The organism is Roseovarius sp. (assembly GCF_048262375.1).
GTDB lineage: Bacteria > Pseudomonadota > Alphaproteobacteria > Rhodobacterales > Rhodobacteraceae > Roseovarius.
In genome coordinates this window covers 12,578-29,121 of the sequence record NZ_JBLXFE010000015.1, presented here as the reverse complement: position 1 = coordinate 29,121, position 16,544 = coordinate 12,578, and the positions used below count along the sequence as shown (strand labels likewise).

At 61.4% G+C, this 16,544-nt stretch carries 18 protein-coding genes; 12 read left to right on the top strand and 6 right to left on the bottom strand.

Going from position 1 to position 16,544, the window contains the following annotated elements; translation table 11 throughout:
- Positions 1-2 precede the first annotated feature (2 nt).
- The 5 genes from ACN0SW_RS14995 to ACN0SW_RS14975 all read left to right on the top strand — a co-directional run bounded on the left by ACN0SW_RS14995 (position 3) and on the right by ACN0SW_RS14975 (position 3,919).
- On the top strand, positions 3-674 hold the full coding sequence (locus ACN0SW_RS14995) for a class I SAM-dependent methyltransferase (protein WP_417728739.1): 672 nt from the start codon (positions 3-5) through the stop codon (positions 672-674).
- A 75-nt stretch (positions 675-749) separates the two neighbouring features.
- On the top strand, positions 750-1,457 hold the full coding sequence (locus tag ACN0SW_RS14990) for a DUF484 family protein (protein WP_417728738.1): 708 nt from the start codon (positions 750-752) through the stop codon (positions 1,455-1,457).
- Positions 1,454-2,374, top strand: a complete 921-nt coding sequence (locus ACN0SW_RS14985; RefSeq protein WP_417728737.1) for a tyrosine recombinase XerC — start codon at positions 1,454-1,456, stop codon at positions 2,372-2,374. The genes ACN0SW_RS14990 and ACN0SW_RS14985 overlap by 4 nt, the downstream gene beginning before the upstream one ends.
- A 163-nt stretch (positions 2,375-2,537) precedes the next feature.
- Positions 2,538-3,125 carry a cytochrome P460 family protein gene (locus tag ACN0SW_RS14980; RefSeq protein ID WP_417728736.1) on the top strand — a complete coding sequence of 196 codons (588 nt, stop codon included), beginning with the start codon at positions 2,538-2,540 and terminating at the stop codon, positions 3,123-3,125.
- A gap of 86 nt (positions 3,126-3,211) precedes the next feature.
- Complete coding sequence (locus tag ACN0SW_RS14975; RefSeq protein ID WP_417728735.1) at positions 3,212-3,919, top strand: CDP-alcohol phosphatidyltransferase family protein; 708 nt, start codon at positions 3,212-3,214, stop codon at positions 3,917-3,919.
- Positions 3,920-4,037: 118 nt separating this feature from the next.
- On the opposite strand, the gene ACN0SW_RS14970 is transcribed toward ACN0SW_RS14975, so the two are convergent.
- The 4 genes from ACN0SW_RS14970 to ilvD all read right to left on the bottom strand — a co-directional run bounded on the left by ACN0SW_RS14970 (position 4,038) and on the right by ilvD (position 7,662).
- Positions 4,038-4,415: a hypothetical protein gene (locus ACN0SW_RS14970; RefSeq protein ID WP_417728734.1), complete on the bottom strand. Its 378-nt coding sequence runs from the start codon at positions 4,413-4,415 to the stop codon at positions 4,038-4,040.
- A gap of 13 nt (positions 4,416-4,428) precedes the next feature.
- The gene (locus tag ACN0SW_RS14965; protein WP_417728733.1) at positions 4,429-5,187 is read right to left on the bottom strand and encodes a DUF6478 family protein; all 759 of its coding nucleotides are present in this window, start codon (positions 5,185-5,187) and stop codon (positions 4,429-4,431) included.
- A gap of 71 nt (positions 5,188-5,258) precedes the next feature.
- Positions 5,259-5,855, bottom strand: coding sequence for a hypothetical protein (locus ACN0SW_RS14960; protein WP_417728732.1), 597 nt, complete (start codon positions 5,853-5,855; stop codon positions 5,259-5,261).
- A gap of 49 nt (positions 5,856-5,904) precedes the next feature.
- Positions 5,905-7,662 carry a dihydroxy-acid dehydratase gene (ilvD, locus tag ACN0SW_RS14955; protein WP_417728731.1) on the bottom strand — a complete coding sequence of 586 codons (1,758 nt, stop codon included), beginning with the start codon at positions 7,660-7,662 and terminating at the stop codon, positions 5,905-5,907.
- Positions 7,663-7,759: 97 nt separating this feature from the next.
- Between ilvD and ACN0SW_RS14950 the strand changes: the two genes are divergently transcribed.
- The 3 genes from ACN0SW_RS14950 (at position 7,760) to ACN0SW_RS14940 (ending at position 10,913) form a co-directional block, all read left to right on the top strand.
- Entirely contained in the window at positions 7,760-8,647 is an 888-nt protein-coding gene (locus ACN0SW_RS14950) for a CPBP family intramembrane glutamic endopeptidase (protein WP_417728730.1), read from the top strand.
- A 62-nt stretch (positions 8,648-8,709) separates the two neighbouring features.
- On the top strand, positions 8,710-9,642 hold the full coding sequence (accD, locus tag ACN0SW_RS14945; protein ID WP_417728729.1) for an acetyl-CoA carboxylase, carboxyltransferase subunit beta: 933 nt from the start codon (positions 8,710-8,712) through the stop codon (positions 9,640-9,642).
- Positions 9,639-10,913: a bifunctional folylpolyglutamate synthase/dihydrofolate synthase gene (locus tag ACN0SW_RS14940; protein ID WP_417728728.1), complete on the top strand. Its 1,275-nt coding sequence runs from the start codon at positions 9,639-9,641 to the stop codon at positions 10,911-10,913. The genes accD and ACN0SW_RS14940 overlap by 4 nt, the downstream gene beginning before the upstream one ends.
- A 230-nt stretch (positions 10,914-11,143) precedes the next feature.
- Here the strand turns inward: ACN0SW_RS14940 and ACN0SW_RS14935 are convergent, their stop codons facing one another.
- Positions 11,144-11,587 carry an Lrp/AsnC family transcriptional regulator gene (locus tag ACN0SW_RS14935; RefSeq protein WP_417728727.1) on the bottom strand — a complete coding sequence of 148 codons (444 nt, stop codon included), beginning with the start codon at positions 11,585-11,587 and terminating at the stop codon, positions 11,144-11,146.
- An 81-nt stretch (positions 11,588-11,668) separates the two neighbouring features.
- On the opposite strand from ACN0SW_RS14935, the gene ACN0SW_RS14930 reads away from it, so the two are divergent.
- Genes ACN0SW_RS14930 through ACN0SW_RS14920 form a run of 3 tightly spaced genes read left to right on the top strand, consistent with a single transcriptional unit; the run spans position 11,669 to position 13,902 of the window.
- Positions 11,669-12,265 (top strand): LysE family translocator, encoded by a 597-nt coding sequence (locus tag ACN0SW_RS14930; RefSeq protein ID WP_417728726.1) that lies wholly within the window; start codon positions 11,669-11,671, stop codon positions 12,263-12,265.
- 11 nt (positions 12,266-12,276) lie between these two features.
- Positions 12,277-12,879: a hypothetical protein gene (locus ACN0SW_RS14925; protein ID WP_417728725.1), complete on the top strand. Its 603-nt coding sequence runs from the start codon at positions 12,277-12,279 to the stop codon at positions 12,877-12,879.
- 60 nt (positions 12,880-12,939) lie between these two features.
- Positions 12,940-13,902 carry an acetyl-CoA carboxylase carboxyltransferase subunit alpha gene (locus ACN0SW_RS14920; protein ID WP_417728724.1) on the top strand — a complete coding sequence of 321 codons (963 nt, stop codon included), beginning with the start codon at positions 12,940-12,942 and terminating at the stop codon, positions 13,900-13,902.
- 28 nt (positions 13,903-13,930) lie between these two features.
- Here ACN0SW_RS14920 and ACN0SW_RS14915 read toward each other — a convergent pair whose 3' ends face one another.
- A complete protein-coding gene (locus ACN0SW_RS14915) occupies positions 13,931-14,983 on the bottom strand; it encodes a ketopantoate reductase family protein (protein ID WP_417728723.1) in 1,053 nt (350 codons plus the stop codon).
- A gap of 143 nt (positions 14,984-15,126) precedes the next feature.
- Here ACN0SW_RS14915 and ACN0SW_RS14910 point away from each other — a divergent pair, with 143 nt between their 5' ends.
- Positions 15,127-16,533 carry a helix-turn-helix domain-containing protein gene (locus ACN0SW_RS14910; protein ID WP_417728722.1) on the top strand — a complete coding sequence of 469 codons (1,407 nt, stop codon included), beginning with the start codon at positions 15,127-15,129 and terminating at the stop codon, positions 16,531-16,533.
- Positions 16,534-16,544: the final 11 nt, after the last annotated feature.

The following is a 16,544-nucleotide window of genomic DNA, read 5'->3' as shown; positions in this document are numbered from 1 at the left end:
CCGTGAAAAGACCCCAGAACCCCTATGACGTAGACGGCTTTCATGCCGAAGCGATAGCGGCCGGACGCCACCGCGATGTGGTGGGGGGGCGTTGGGAAGAAACCGGACGGGTGCAGATGAGCATCCTGCACGACGCGGGCCTCTTGCCGCATCATCACCTCTTGGATATCGGCGCGGGATCGCTGCGGCTGGGATGCAAGGCAGTGCCCTATCTCGATCCGGGGCATTACTGGGCAACAGATGCCTCGCGCGCGCTCTTGCTGGCGGGGCATGAAACAGAACTGGCCGATCCATCACACCTCAGCCCTGATCACCTGATCGAGGATGCCCGCTTTGAGTATCCCGGCGTGCCGGGTTGCATCACCCACGCCATCGCCTTTGCGGTCTTTCCGCATCTGCCCATGGCGTATCTGCGCCGCGCGCTCACCAACCTGCGCCGTTTTGAGCAACTCGAATGCTGTCTCTTCACCGTATTCCTTGCCCCCGACGCCACTCAGGCCGCCACCGCCTATCGCCAACCTGACGGGGTTGTCACCCATGACATCCGCCCGCCCTATCACATTCTCCCAGAAGATGTGGACCATATGGCGCGCGTAACCGGCTGGCAGGCCGCGCGCAGCCCGATGCGCCTGCCGCGCGGTCAGGTTCTCTTCACCGCCCGGCCCATCGGCTGACGTGCGGCCCTGCATTTTCTTGCGGCATATTGGATTTGCATCTGCTAGACTGTGGCAAACCCGTAAGAGGCCAGAATGAGCAGCAAGCCCGAAATGAACGATGCGCTGCGCGAGCATATTATCGCGCAACCAGATCTTATCCTTGAGGATCAAGACCTTATGCGCGCACTCATTGCCGCCAATGAGCGCGCGATGGGCGGCAACATCGTGGACCTGCGCGGCATCGCGATGGACCGGCTTGAGGCGCGGCTTGACCGGCTTGAGGATACCCACCGCTCGGTGATCGCGGCGGCCTATGAAAATCTCGCGGGCACCAATCAGGTGCACCGCGCCATTCTGCGCATGCTCGACCCGGTTGAGTTTGAAATCTTCCTGCGCGATCTCGGTGGCGAGGTGGCGCATATCCTGCGCGTTGACGCCGTGCGCCTCGTGCTCGAGTCGGTGCAGAACGACAATGATCCGGCGGTGCGCCGCTTGGGCGATGTGCTCTCGGTGGCGGAACCCGGCTTCATCAAATCCTATCTCACCGGCACCCGAGACGTGCCCGCGCGCCAAGTGACCCTGCGCCAGATCGACGAAGGCGACATGCGCGTCTATGGCCGCGAGGCGCCCTATCTGCGCTCCGAAGCCTGCCTTCTGCTCGATTTCGGCGCGGACCGCCTGCCCGGCATGCTGGCCATGGGGGCCGAAGACCCGCATCAGTTCAGCCCGCAACAGGGCACCGATCTCTTGGCCTTTTTCGCAGGGGTATTCGAGCGCACCATGCGCCGCTGGCTGTCATGATCAGCCCGGCCGCCCGCGATGCGCTCGAGGGTTGGCTTGCCGCACAAAAGGCGCTCAAGGGCGCCTCTGCCAACACGATCGACGCCTATGCCCGCGATGTCGGTGACTTTCTGCGCTTCATGACCCTGCATCATGGCGAGGCTCAAGGTCTCGGGGCCCTTGGCCGCATCACCACCGCCGACATGCGCGCGTGGATGGCCCATACCCGTGGCGGCGACGTCGGCCCCCGCTCGCTCGCGCGCAAACTCTCGGCAGTCAAGAGTTTCTACCGATGGCTCTCCGAACGCGAAGGGTTCGAGCCTACGGCGGTCCTCTCAACCCGGTCGCCGAAATTCCTGCGCAAACTGCCCCGCCCCCTCACGCCCGAAGCCGCCTCCGAGATGATTGACACGCTCGACGCACAGAGCCTGACCCCCTGGATCGCCGCCCGTGATCAGGCGGTCGTGACCCTGCTTTATGGTTGCGGGTTGCGCATCTCCGAGGCGCTTGGCCTCACCGGCGCTGACCTGCCGCTTGGCCCGGTACTGCGCATCATCGGCAAGGGCGGCAAGGAACGGCTGGTGCCGGTGATCGAGCCCGCCCGCGCGGCGGTGGCGCACTACGCCCGCCTCTGCCCCTATGACATTACCCGCAACGGCCCGCTCTTTCTGGGGGCGCGCGGCGGCGCACTCAGCCCGCGACTCATTCAAAAGGTGATGGAACAGGCCCGCGCTCAGCTTGGCTTGCCCGCCACCGCGACGCCCCATGCCATGCGCCACAGCTTTGCCACGCATCTGTTGACGGCTGGCGGCGACCTGCGCGCGATACAGGAACTCTTGGGCCATGCCTCGCTCTCGACAACGCAGGCCTACACGGGCGTCGACACCGCCCGCCTGATGGAGGTCTACGCCCGCACCCATCCACAGGGGCGCGGCTAGGATCAGGTCTGGTTGGCTGGCGGATTGGCCTGAAGCGGCCGCTCCCCTCTCCCCGGCCCCCTTCAACGCCTCACGCAATAGTTAAGTTCAATTACAGCGGAAACGTGCAACGCTCCGCGCGGATGACACCCTTGTCTCGTGAATGAAATGGAGAATGTAGATAATGAAACCTCAGCTTTTCGCCGCAGCAACCCTTTTGGCCAGCATGACACTTGGGCAAACCGCATTTGCCGCAGACTGCGCGGTAGATGTCGAGGATCCCTTCGCACTTGAGGCGGCTGCAATCGAAGAAATCTATGCCTGCATCAAGGATGACTTGGCCGCAGGTTACGCCACAGAGGGCGACGCCGTCGCCAGTGCCTATCGTGACTGGACTGTAAGCTCGACCCGCCCCGCCGTGGCCGGAGCGCATGGCAACCGCCTGCTCTACACCTTTGCCAATGACATCGCCGCCGAGCAATATCTCAAATATGCCGATGAGGGCGTCACCATGCCGGTGGGCTCTGTGCTGGCCAAAGAAAGCATCACCATCAGCGCCAAGAAAAAAGCCGCTGTTCCCGGTCCGCTCTTTATCATGACCAAGGGCGAGGCAGGCAGCGTGCCCGAAACCAATGACTGGGTCTATGGCGGCATCCAACCCAATGGTAAGCCGATGAAATTCAAGCAGAGCTTCTGCCATGATTGTCATATTGCATGGGAAGCACAGGACATGTTGGCCTATCCGCTCGAAGAGTTCCGGCTCGCAAACTGAGCACCTTGCCGAAAAACCATCCCGGTCCCTGCGCGGGGCCGGGATTTTTCTTTGCAAATCTTTGATCTCTGCGCCATTACACGCCCATGACACCTCAGATACAAGCGCTCATAGTTCATCTTTTCACCGCCACCGGGGCCGTGTTCGCCATGCTGGCCATGCTGGCCGCAGTCGAGCAGAAATGGGAACTGATGTTTCTCTGGCTCGTGGTAGCCTTTGCGGTGGATGGCATCGACGGGCCGCTGGCGCGTAAATACCATGTGAAGAAATACGCCCCCGAGTTCGACGGCGTGCTGCTCGATCTGATCATCGACTATCTGACCTATGTTTTCATTCCCGCCTTCGCGCTCTTCAAATCCGACCTTCTTCCGGGCTGGACCGGATGGGTGGCGATCATCGTGATCACCTTTGCCAGCGCGATGTATTTTGCTGATACCCGAATGAAAACCAAGGACAATTCCTTTTCCGGATTTCCCGGCTGCTGGAACATGCTGGTGCTTGTGCTCTTTGCGCTCGCGCCGAATTTCTGGATTATCCTCGGACTGGTGGTTGTGCTCGCAGTGGCGATGTTCCTGCCGCTCAAATTCATCCACCCCGTGCGTACAGAACGCTGGCGCTGGCTGTCGCTGCCGATGGCGCTGGCGTGGACCTTCTTCGCGGGCTGGGCGGCCTGGGTGCATTTCGATCCGCAAAGCTGGGCGCATTGGGGCCTGGTCGTGACCAGCGTCTACCTGCTCTTTGCCGGCATCGCGCAGCAACTCTTCCCGCTCAAAGGCGATCTCGACCGGCTTTGAGCGGCTGGTTTGGCTCAGAGCCGCCATCGCCCCAATCCCCAATGCGCGGCCTCATGGTGCCATAGGCACCGGGCGGCACCTCCCTCAGGCCCAAAGTCTGCTTCAGGCGAAACTGCCCCTACATCGTATCCAGACAATGCCGCCGGAATGCCCGCTTGAGCAAATCCAGCTCTTCGCGCAACAGCGCCATTTCAGCCCGGATATCGTAGCTCAGCACATCCCCCGCCAAAAGCGCGAAACTTTCGAGAACCTCACCGCTCCGCCGGTCACGGATCACGAATGTCTGCACCCCGTCGGAGATTTTTTCCAGCGGCACCGGCACCCTCACCACCCAGAGCTGATCCTCTGGCCTCGGCGTCACCTCGACACCCGCCACCGGCTCCTGATGATGCGTCACCTCGATGTCAGGCGTAAAATCGCCCTCTCCCTGCCGGGTCAGAACCCCTTCCCAGACCCCTTCAAAGAGCCGCGTCTTGGTCAGTGTCACCTCGTTCATCACTGCTCCCTCACTACAAATCCGCGCGCGGACGACGGCTGAATGTTATATCCCGCAGGACAAGCTGGCTCATCTGGGGATTCTCGAAAATCAGGTCGATCCACACCCGCTCCACCCGCTTTTCATTGAGGTTGGAATAGGCCAGATCGAATTCGACCATGATTTCCTCTGCATTCAGCGGCAACTCCCGCACGATCTGCTCGGTATTGGGGCCATGCTTGATATTCAGTCGGGCAAAAATCTCCAGCGGCTTTTCCAGCTCTACAATCGTGTCCATCCGCAAAAGATGCCGCTTGGTTAATCCGTCCACCGCCTGCTGCGGAAAATCCAGCACAACCGACAGGAACGATCCGTCAAAGGCAAACACATCCATGCGCAGACCATAAGGGGCAAGATCCGCCTCGCGGCTGTTACGCAACTGCCGCAGGCACAATTCCGAGCGCGCGCAATCATGAAACAAAGTCACCTCGCGCCCCAGCATCGACTTGGACTTGACCGAGGCCATGCCGGGCACCGGCAAAGGCTCGCGCCACAACTCGGGCCGCCATGCCCAATCCGTGCCATGGGGGCGCGAAAAGGAATTCGATCCGATCATCGGCAGCGCCAGTCGATTATCGGCAATCGAGATCACTTCATTGAGCGAATAAATCAGCTTGCGCGCCCGTGCCCGCGCCCGCCGCAACTCGGCCAGCCCCATCATCGGTGCGTTTCGTGCGGTTTGCCGCCAGTTGCGCAGGCTGCGCCGATGCGTCAACACGTCCAGTAATTTCATGCAGAGCGCACCCTTGCCAAACTTCGCACGCAAAAAGAGCCGAATTTCATGTCCCGGATCTTTGCATAGCATTAATTCGAAACAGGAAACAATCCACTCATAAGGTCAGGGTGCATGGATTGCCGCGCCACCACGTCCTCCGGGCTTGCCTCGCGCAGCATCTCGGCCAGATCCTGAAGCAAGACCCGCCCCTCCTGTCCCGCCACAGCGCGCCCGGCAGGACCGTAAATCGCCAGCCCAACCATATGCCCGTTGATCACCATACCTGCGCGCCAGTGCACCGGGTCGCCACCGGGCAGCATCTTTTCGCCCCCCTGCATCACCTGTACCAGAGATATGCCGTCGCCATCCTCGGCGACGCGCACCTCTGCCGGGGCAAGCGCCCGCGCCATCGCCTGCGCATCAGGATGCTGCACGTTTTGCCCACGCGGCAGCACTGACACCGTCATCACAGCAGCCTCGACATAAATACCGGCGCGGCCTGTCAGGCTCTCGCAACTGGCAATCAGGGCAAAGCTGCCTGTCAACCCGCGCCGCAAACTCGCAGCATCGACGCAATAGCCGCGTGGGCCCTCGACAACCACGTCACCGTCATAAAACGCTACCCTGTTCAGCGCTTGGGACTTGCTCGCAGGTGCCTCAAGGCAGCCCGCGAGCATCATCAACATCGTCAGCCCCAAGAGGGTTCGGACCCCTATCGTCCGAATCCGTCCGCGCTCAGAGGTCCATATAAACATGCCGCTCGAATGCCGCGCCGGGATGAGTGACCGCACCCTTATAGGTCTCGCCCACCAATTGCGCATATTTCCACAGCGCGCCGCTGGCATAAATGGTCTCGCGCGGGCCCGCCCAAGCGGCTTTGCGCTTGGCCAGTTCCTCGTCGCTCAGATCGACCGACAATTCCCCTTTGATCGCGTCAATCGTGATCATGTCGCCTGTGGCAATCAGCGCGATCGGCCCGCCATGCGCCGCCTCGGGGCCAACATGCCCCACACAGAACCCGCGCGTCGCACCGGAAAAGCGCCCATCGGTGATCAGCGCCACTTTCTTGCCCATGCCCTGACCGCTGAGCGCCGCCGTGGTGGACAGCATCTCGCGCATGCCGGGTCCACCTGCGGGGCCCTCGTTGCGGATGACGATCACTTCGCCTTCCTTGTATTGCCGCGCCTTCACCGCCTCGAACGCGTCTTCTTCGCATTCGAACACCCGCGCCGGGCCGGTAAAGACCTGATGCTCAGGCGCGATGCCTGCGACCTTCACAATCGCGCCAGACGGGGCCAGATTGCCCTTCAGACCGACCACACCACCGGTTTTGGTGATGGGGGTTTCAATGGGATAAATCACTTTGCCGTCGGCTTCACGCTCGATCAGGTCCAGTTCCTCGCCAATGCTGCGCCCGCTTGCGGTCATGCAATCCTCATGGATCAGCCCCGCCTTGCGCAATTCCTTCATCACCACCGGAATACCGCCCGCGTCATAAAGGTCTTTGGCCACATAGGCCCCGCCCGGCTTCAGATCGACGAAATAGGGCGTGTCGCGGAAGATGTCACACACATCCTCAAGGAAGAAATCAATCCCCGCCTCATGCGCAATCGCAGGCAGGTGCAGACCGGCATTGGTGCTGCCACCGGTGCAGGCCACGACCCGCGCGGCATTCTGCAAGGATTTGAGCGTCACCACGTCACGCGCCCGGATGTTCTTTTCCAAAAGCTGCATCACCGCCCGGCCCGACGCCTCGGCATATTGATCGCGGCTTTCATAAGGCGCGGGCATGCCGGAGCTGTTCATCAGCGCCAGACCAATCGCCTCGGACACACAGGCCATGGTGTTGGCGGTAAACTGCCCACCACAGGCCCCGGCGCTCGGACAGGCCACCCGCTCCAGCATATCGAGCGCCTTGTCGGACATCTCGGCGTTCTGATGCCGGCCCACGGCTTCAAACATATCCTGCACGGTCAGATCACGGCTGCGGAAATCCTCGGGGATCTCGCTCACCTGCGGTGCTTTACCCGGCAGGATCGATCCACCATAGATGAACACCGACGGCACGTTGAGCCGCACCATGGCCATCATCATCCCCGGCAGGGACTTGTCACAGCCCGCCAGCCCGACAAGCGCATCATAACAATGGCCGCGCATGGTCAATTCCACCGTGTCGGCAATCGCCTCACGGCTCGCCAGCGACGAGCGCATGCCCTCATGCCCCATGGCAATCCCGTCCGTCACCGTGATTGTGGTGAACTCGCGCGGGCTGCCATGCGCCTCTTTCACGCCGCCCTTGACGGCCTGCGCCTGACGGTTCAACGAGATGTTGCACGGCGCCGCCTCGTTCCAACATGTGGCAACACCCACCAGCGGCTGATGAATCTCGGCCTCGGTCATGCCCATGGCGTAATAGTAGGACCGATGCGGCGCGCGCTCGGGGCCTTCGGTCACATGGCGACTGGGCAGTTTGGCTTTGTTGAACTTGGTCATGAGGGGCCTCCCAAAATTTGCTGAAATCGGTCTAGGCCAGCGACGCGGCGGGGGCAAGCTGATTGCAACACCCATCCCGCGCCTATAGCTTGCGCGCATGAGATATGACGCCCATGAAATCCTCATTGCTCCGGCGCGCGCCACGGCCCATCCCGCCCGTCTTTTGGCGGGAATATCGCTTGGCGTGCCGGTCTTTGTAGCGCTGAGTTTCGTCTACGCCGCCGTTCTGCCACTGCTCTTTGGGCCCGAGGCATGGGCCCGCATCGCACCGGGCGTCGGGGCCGCGACCAACCCCGAGGGCGTGCTGATCAACCTCTTCATCTTTGGCCTGCTGATCGCGGCTCTTGGCCTTACCCTGCGCCTCGTGCACAGGCGCGACCTCTGGAGCGTCGTCGGCCCCCGCCCTCTGGCCCTGCATCAATTCACCCGCGCCATGGGGGTGATGATCCTGCTCTATGGCGCGATCCTCCTGCTGCCCATGCCAGAGGGGCTAGATCCGGTCTCCAACCTCGACCCCGGTCGATGGCTCATGCTGCTGCCCTTGGCCGTCTTGGGGCTCTTCCTGCAGGTCTTTGCCGAAGAGCTGGTGTTTCGCGGCTATCTCCAGAGCCAGCTTGCCGCGCGGTTCTCTTCGCCCCTGATCTGGATGGCCCTGCCCTCGCTTATGTTTGCCGCGCTGCATTTCGATCCGGTCGGCTTTGGCTCCAACTCTTGGATCGTGGTGGCATGGGCCGCCGCGTTCGGCCTAGCCGCGGCCGATCTCACAGCCCGCTCAGGCACGCTCGGCCCGGCCACCGCGCTGCATTTCATCAACAATTTCAGTGCCATCCTGATCGCCGCCCCGCGTGGCCAATTTGACGGGATGGCGCTCTATGCCTACCCGTTCCAGGCGGACAATGCCGATGCTTTATGGGCGATGATGCCTGTCGATCTGCTGATCCTGATCTGCGGTTGGCTCGCCATCCGCCTCAGCTTGCGCCGCTGATTGCATTTCAACCGCGCGCGCCTTATGTCAGGGCGCAACCGTCACCAGAGGGACCGGACCCGATGAACTGGATCACCAACTATGTGCGCCCGCGGATCAACTCGATCTTCTCACGCCGTGAAATTCCCGAGAACCTCTGGACCAAATGCGATGCGTGCGGCACCATGCTGTTTCATCGCGAACTCAGCGACAATCTGAACGTCTGCACCAGTTGCGGCCACCATATGACCATCACGCCGCGCGCACGGCTCACGGCCCTGTTTGACGGCGGTATCTTCTCGGAAGTGGACGTGCCCGCCCCCACCCCGGACCCGCTGCATTTCCGCGATCAGAAAAAATACCCTGACCGCCTGCGCGCCGCGCAAAAATCCACCGGCGAGAAAGAGGCGATGCTCGTCGCCACCGGCGATATGGGGCGCACGCCGATTGTGGCCGTAGCACAGGATTTCAACTTCATGGCCGGCTCGATGGGCATGTATGTTGGCAATGCCATCATCGCAGCGGCAGAGACAGCGGTAAAGCTCAAGCGCCCGCTGATCCTGTTTTCCGCAGCCGGGGGCGCGCGCATGCAAGAAGGCATCCTGAGCCTGATGCAAATGCCCCGCACCACCGTCGCAGTGCAGATGCTCAAAGAGGCAGGGCTTCCTTACATCGTCGTGCTCACCCATCCCACCACCGGCGGCGTCACCGCGTCCTATGCAATGCTGGGCGACGTGCAGATTGCCGAACCGGGCGCGCTCATCTGCTTTGCCGGTCCGCGCGTGATCGAACAAACCATCCGCGAGAAACTGCCCGAAGGGTTCCAGCGCGCCGAATACCTGCTCGACCACGGCATGCTCGACCGCGTGACACCACGCACCCAACTGCGCGAAGAGCTTGTCTCGATCACCCGCATGCTGATGGGCCTGCCGCCCGCGATCATGGGCGATTTGCCCGCCCCCGAGGCAGAGCCCGCCAAAGCCGGAACACAGTCCAAGGACGCCCCCAAGAAATGACCACCCCCACATCCGACGCCATCCTTGCCCGGATGATGGCGCTGCACCCCAAGATCATCGACCTCACGCTCGATCGCGTCTGGCGTTTGCTCGACGCGATCGGCAATCCGCAAAACGACCTGCCCCCGGTGATCCATATCGCAGGCACCAATGGCAAGGGCAGCACACAGGCGATGATCCGCGCCGGGCTTGAGGCGGCAGGTAAAACCGTGCACGCCTATACCTCGCCACATCTTGCACGGTTTCACGAACGCATCCGGCTGGCAGGAGTGCTGATTTCAGAGGATCATCTGACCGCCATTCTGGATGAATGCTACGCCGCCAATGGCAGCGACCCGATCACCTATTTCGAAATCACCACCTGCGCGGCACTTCTGGCCATGGCCCGGACACCCGCCGATTACACCTTGCTTGAGGTGGGACTCGGCGGACGGCTTGACGCCACCAATGTGATCGAACAACCGGCACTTACCGTGATCACGCCCATTTCCATCGACCACGAGCAATATCTCGGTGACACACTGGCCAAGATCGCCGGGGAAAAGGCCGGGATCATCAAGCGCCGTGTGCCCTGCGTGGTCGGCCCCCAACCCGACGAGGCCATGGATGTGATCGAGGCCATTGCCGCGCGCCACAGCGCACCACTCTTGGCGCATGGTCAGCACTGGCACGCCTTTTCCGAACGCGGACGCCTGATCTTTCAGGACGAAACCGGCCTGTTGGATCTGCCCTTGCCCAACCTGCCCGGCGCTCATCAGATCGAGAACGCAGGCGCTGCCCTCGCCGCCCTGCGTCACCTGACCATGGGCGACGCCGCCTATGAGGCCGCCGTCACCCGCGCCTTCTGGCCCGCGCGCATGCAGCGCCTGCAAACCGGTCCGCTGATCGACGCCGCCCCCCATGCCGAGATCTGGCTTGATGGCGGTCACAACCCGGCGGCAGGCGAGGCCTTGGCCAAACATCTGGCCACCCTGCCCCCGCGCCCCACCCATCTGATCTGCGGCATGCTCAACACCAAGGACATCGGCGGCTATCTGACGCCGCTCGCGGCCCATGCCGCCTCGCTCACCGCGCTGTCGATCCCGGGCGAGGCCAATACCCTGCCCGCAGACGTCACAGCCGAGGCCGCGCGCAGGGCGGGCCTCGCCGCGAGCACCGCCGAAACCGCGCTTGAGGCCATAACCGCCATCACCACCCATTGCCCCAAAGCGCGCATCCTGATCTGCGGTTCGCTTTACCTTGCCGGGGGCATCCTGCGGGAAAACGGATAGGGCCGGGCGTACGGTTTGACCGCACAAACGTACGTTTCGCAAAAACGGACCAATCCACCTGTTGACCGATTCGCGCGTCATCGCGTATGGTCGGACACAAGTAATGACTGCGCCGAACGCATGGCACGCAGCGGGCACACGGCCCGGACAACCGGAATTTCAGATTACGATGGCAGGACTGATTGAGGGGCCGAACCAACGGTCCCCTTTCATTTTCAGGCCCCGGACTGTCAGCCGCGACCGTCCTTGGGCGATCCCATCACCACATAGGACGTGATCGCATTCACCTGCGGCAACGTTCCCAAAACATCGGTGTGAAACCGTTTATAGGCCGCCAGATCAGCCACTTCGACGCGCAAGAGATATTCCACCGCGCCGGTAATATTGTGGCATTCCACCACCTCCGGCGCCCGGCTCATGGCCTGCTCAAAGGCCACCTGACTGGCCTTGGTGTGGCTGTTCAGCCCGACCGTGATATAGGCCAGAAACCCTATGCCAAGCGCGCTGCGATCCAGCACCGCGCGGTAGCCTGCAATCACACCGCGCCGTTCCAGATCCTGCACCCGCCGGAGGCAGGCCGATGGCGACAGCCCCACCCGTTCGGCCAGCTCCAGATTGCTGATCCGCCCATCGCGGCTTAACTCTTGCAATATACGTTCACATATCTTATCCATATCTGAATTATATTGCACATATATCCTCCATTAACAACAAAACGCAATTCCACGTCACTCAGGATCGCATATAATTGTGCCATGACACCTGATTTACTCACCGCCCTCACCACATTCGCCTTTGTCACGGTCATGACTCCGGGACCAAACAACCTGATGCTCATGGCCTCAGGGACGAATTTCGGTTTCAGCCGCTCAATCCCCCATATGTTGGGGATCGGCCTGGGTTTTCCCCTAATGGTGGCCTGCGTCGGCCTTGGCGTGATGCAAGTGTTCGATCTCTGGCCGCTCAGCTACACCGTGCTGAAAATCGGCTCTGTCACATATCTGCTTTATCTCGCTTGGAAAATTGCCAATGCCGCGCCCCCGCGCGACGCAGAATCGTCCGGTAAGCCATTGACGTTCCTACAATCTGCAGCGTTCCAATGGGTTAATCCCAAGGCTTGGAGCATGGCGCTCTCGGCCATCACCCTCTATGCTACGGGTCGCGATCTGGTCTCTGTGCTCTGGGTGGCGGGGGTCTATATCGTCATGTCTGGCGTCAGCACCACAAGCTGGACCCTTCTCGGCCAACAACTCCGGCGGATGCTCAGGAACCAAGCCCGCCTGCGTGCCTTCAACTGGTTTATGGCCGCCCTGCTCATCGCCACGCTTATCCCGGTCCTATGGCCCCTGTGACGATCACGCTTTTGCATACCGCAAAGGGTCACCAAGCCACCTTCGACGCGCTGCGTGACCAAATTGCGCCGGGATTGACTCTCCAGCATATCGTGCGGCCGGATTTCCTGAGCCGTGCACAGGACGCGATGACAGAAAGCTTAGTATCTGAAATAACACGAGAAATCCAGAGGTTCCCGACACCCGTGCTTTGCACTTGCACCACCATCGGCCCGATCGCAGAGGCCGCCGGAGCCTTGCGTATTGACGCGCCCATGATGCAGGCGGCGGCAGACATCGGCGGGCCGGTTCTGTTGGTTTATTGTCTTGAGAGCACCCGCACACCCAGCCTTGCCCTGCTCATCCGCACTCTGCACACAACCAAGGCCCCTCCTCCCGTGCGCAGCCTTCCGCTTCTGCACCTCTGGCCGCTTTTCGTCGGGGGCAAGACAGACGAATTTGCCCGCGCCATCGCCACAGAGACACGGGCTTACCTCAGCCAACACCCTGATATCGCGGTGATTGTTCTGGCTCAGGCCTCTATGGCGGGGGGCGCCGCGCATCTGGCGGGCCTCGCTCAGCCGGTGCTGACGTCGCCAGAACACGCCTTGCGCGCCGCCATCGCCCGGTTGTGATTGCAAATCACCCGTCTTCAAGCCATATAACGCAACGGCAAACGTGGAGACAGCATTGCGATGACCAACTACCTCGACTTCGAAAAGCCGCTCGCCGAGATTGAAGGCAAGGCCGAGGAATTGCGCGCGCTCGCCCGCGCCAATGCAGAGATGAATGTCGATTCCGAGGCCGCAGCGCTTGATGCCAAGGCCGCAGAGATGCTGCGTGACCTCTACAAGGCCCTCAGCCCTTGGCGGAAATGTCAGGTCGCCCGCCATCCCGAGCGCCCACACTGCCGCGACTATATCGATGCGCTGTTTTCCGATTACACGCCGCTCGCCGGGGACCGCGCCTTTGGCGAGGACAATGCCGTGATGGGGGGGTTGGCCCGCCTGAATGATCGTCCTGTCATGGTCATCGGCCATGAAAAAGGCAACGATACCAAGAGCCGGATCGCCCGCAACTTTGGCATGGCCCGCCCCGAGGGGTATCGCAAGGCGGTGCGCCTGATGCAGATGGCCGACCGCTTTGGTCTGCCGGTGATCACGCTGGTGGACACGCCCGGCGCCTACCCCGGCAAGGGGGCCGAAGAACGCGGCCAATCCGAGGCCATCGCCCGTGCCACCGAGACCTGCCTTACCATCGGCGTGCCGCTGGTGTCGGTGATTATTGGAGAGGGGGGATCAGGCGGCGCCGTGGCATTTGCGTCTGCAAACCGCGTGGCAATGCTGGAACATTCGGTCTATTCAGTGATTTCCCCCGAGGGTTGCGCGTCGATCCTGTGGAAGGATGCCGAAAAGATGCGCGAAGCGGCCGAGGCGCTGCGCCTGACAGCGCAGGATCTAACCCGGCTTGGCGTGGCGGATCGTGTGATCAACGAACCATTGGGCGGCGCGCATCGCGACCCCTCCAACACCATCGCCGCCGTGGGCAAGGCCATCGAGGCCATGCTCAGCGAACTCGGCAAGAAAGATCGCGCTGCCCTCATCAAGGACCGGCGCGACAAATTTCTTCGCATGGGCGCCAAGGGGCTCGCGGCCTGAACCGCGAGCCGCTCTTCGCTCTTTCACGTCAGGCCGCGTCGCGTCGATTTGCCTTGAGGCGTGCATTGACGGTTTCGACGATGCCAGAAAATTCAGCCGAGTCGACACCCTGCTGTTCAGCGATAAGCTTGACCAGCATATCGACACGCTCGATCCGATCAGCCCCGCTTTCGATCGCACGCGCAGCCGAGGATGGCTTGAGCAAGCCATTGGCGGCACTGGCATATTTGGCAAAGGGCACAGCATCTTCGGCCTCAGCCCCCAGACGGCGCACCACCTCATCCACGGTGCTGTAGATCTTTTCGGACAGCGCCGCATCGCCATGCACCGCCTCTTTGATGGGCCGCGCACCCTCCGGCAGGACACAGCGGTAATTGCCGGTGAGCAACATGCTCCACTTGGCAAACGGCACATAGATCGAGTCGAACACCCGGAGCTTGACCGGCACATCCTTGCCATCCACCGTCACGGCGTCGATTGCAGCTTCCAGATCGCGCAGGATACGGTTGTGCGCCTCATCCTCAAAGATCGCGGCCTTGAAATTGGTAGGCAGGCCGACATGCAGCGTATTCGCGCCATCCTCAGCCACGCGATAGGCTTGTGGGTCGGGGCTGCACAGGGTCACGGTGCCGGGCGTGAACGCCGCCCAAGCGCGCGGGCAGGTATAGGCCGCCTCAAGCTTGGACGTATCCAGGCCCGGAACCCGGCGCAGATACGGCAGCGGCGGCATGTTCATGATTGACAGACACGGTGTTCCCGCGGCCGCGATCCGACCCAAAAGATCGACAATATTATCGGCACAATACTGCGGCTCTGACATAGCGAGCGCCACCATGTCATAATCGGCAGGGTTCACATCCTCAGGCGTCAGAGCATTGAGCGTGCCCGGCAGGTCATGCGAGCGGAACGAACGGTGCTCGGCCTCATCGCGCAGTTTGATGCGCACGTCCGTGCCCTCGGCATTGATCAGGTCCGCGGTGGACTGACGGCACACCAGCGTCACATCCTGCCCAGCCATCAACAGCTTGGTGCCAAGCAGGGAGCCATAAGAGGCCCCCAAGATTACGATACGATATGCCATGACAGGTCCTTTCCACAGAGAATCTTGCTGAATTTTTGCTGTCCTGAGTATAGCGAACACAGCCGATTTCACTACGAAATTAATGTCAATGTGTATAGAGTAAACATTACGAATGAAATATTTGTAATGTTGTAAGGTTCCACATGGCAAAAACCCTCATTGGTCCCCGGCTCCGCCAGTTGCGGCGCGAGCGTGGTCAGACGCAGGCCGATATGGCCCGCGTGCTGGACGTCAGCCCATCCTACATCAACTTGCTTGAGAACAATCAGCGCAGCCTGTCCGTGCAGATGCTGATGTCGATTGCCGATGCCTATGCAGTAGATTGGCGCGATCTGACCCGCGACGAGACGGCGCGCCGGGTGGCGGACCTGCGCCTCGCGGTGCGCGATCCGGTCTTTGCCGCTGACCTCCCCGATCTTCAGGAATTGCGCAGCGCTGTGGATCACGCACCGCGTATGGTTGACCTCTTTCTCGAACTGCATGGCGCGTATCGCACCGCTCTGGAAAAGATCCTGAGCCTTGCCGGCGACAATGCCGCCGATGAGTTGCTGCGCAGCTCGCCCGAAACCGTGATTCACAACTTCTTTCGTGACCACGGCAACCACTTTCCCGAACTGGAACAGGCCGCAGAGAGCGCGCGCGAAGGTGAATTCACCTCACCCGAAGACCGTTACTTCGATCTGCGTCAACGGCTCAAGGAACGGCATGGCATCACCGTTCGCATCCGGCGGATTGGCGATCTGGGCGACGCGCTGCGTTACTATGACGAAGCGACGGGTGTCGTTCACCTGTCGCAAGCGCTCGACACGTCGAACCGCGCCTTTCAACTTGCGCATGTGTTGTGCCTCGTGGCCTATCCAGAGGTGCTGTCGGGTATTGTCGACCGTAGCGGGCTCGACTCGGTGCATGCGCTGGCGCGGCTCCGGGTGGAGCTGGCCAATTATTTCGCGGCGGCGTTTCTCATGCCTTATGACGCGTTTCTGCGCGAGGCCAATGCCGCCGCCTATGACATTGACCGGATCGCAGCGGTATTCAGCACCTCATTCGAGCAGGTCTGCCAACGCCTGACCACCCTGCAACGAGAAGGTGCGCGCGGCGTACCGTTCTTTTTCCTGCGGATCGACAAGGCAGGAAATGTAACCAAACGGTTCAATTCCACCTCGTTCCACCTCGCGGAATACGGCGGCTCCTGCCCGGTCTGGAACATCCACACGGCGTTCTATCAGCCGGGGGTGATGATGCCACAATTCGTCGAAATGCCCGATGGCACGCGCTACTTCACCGTCAGCCGCACAGTCCACCGCCCGGTTTTCAGTGAGGAAACACAAGACAGACGATTAACGCTGGCCTTGGGGTGCGAGGCAAAATATGCGCATCGCCTGCGCTATGCCTCCAGTTACAACTTTGACGACCCCAAGCTTTATGCGCCGATCGGACTCAACTGTAACCTCTGCCCGCGTCAAGCCTGTTCGCAACGCGCGCATCAGCCCTTGTTGATGGAGTTACCGATTGACGAGAACCGGCGCGGCAGCACCCGCTATGAAAGCTGAAAGGGGGGCCA